The organism is Microcystis sp. LSC13-02 (assembly GCA_002282935.1).
Taxonomy (GTDB): Bacteria; Cyanobacteriota; Cyanobacteriia; order Cyanobacteriales; family Microcystaceae; genus Microcystis.
In genome coordinates this window covers 7,653-8,287 of record MTBT01000258.1, presented here as the reverse complement: position 1 = coordinate 8,287, position 635 = coordinate 7,653, and the positions used below count along the sequence as shown (strand labels likewise).

1 protein-coding gene is annotated in these 635 nt (G+C 37.8%); it reads left to right on the top strand.

Annotated elements, in window-relative coordinates:
• Positions 1-99: 99 nt before the first annotated feature.
• Positions 100-567 (top strand): IS200/IS605 family accessory protein TnpB-related protein, encoded by a 468-nt coding sequence (locus tag BGL89_RS16525; RefSeq protein ID WP_286826631.1) that lies wholly within the window; start codon positions 100-102, stop codon positions 565-567.
• Positions 568-635: the final 68 nt, after the last annotated feature.

The following is a 635-nucleotide window of genomic DNA, read 5'->3' as shown; positions in this document are numbered from 1 at the left end:
ACAATTGACAAAAATCGCTAAATGCCTTTCTATATAAGGGTTCCATCCCTTATAACCCCCGTCCATTGCATAACACAAACCGAAGAGCCATCTAAGAGATTGATATTCCTAACCCATAAACGAAACTGTCGAGGAGAAAATTATCTCCACACAGCCAGCAAAAAAGTAATAGATTGGTGTATTCGACCTCAAATAGGGACATTAATAATTGGGCATAATGAGTGGATGAAACAATCTCTTAATCTAGGAAAAAGGAATCATCAACAATTGGTCAATATTCCTCATCATAGATTAATAGAAATGTTAACCTATAAAGCTCAATTAAAAGGAATAAAAGTCATAATAACTGAAGAATCCTATACGTCACAATCCAGTGCCTTAGATAGGGATGAGTTACCTAAATATGGTGAAGAAAAACCATTATTTAAGGGAAAAAGGTTAGCTAGGGGACTGTATAAAATGGGAACAAATCAGTTGTTAAATGCCGATGTAAATGGGGCATTTAACATCACTATAAAAGTAATTACTGATGTTATTGAGCAGGGATTGACATCCTCGCCGCCGTAAAACGGACGGCGATTCCTCACCACGCCACTTTTTTAGGGTGGTCGCGTCAATGGGGTTGACGCAGATAG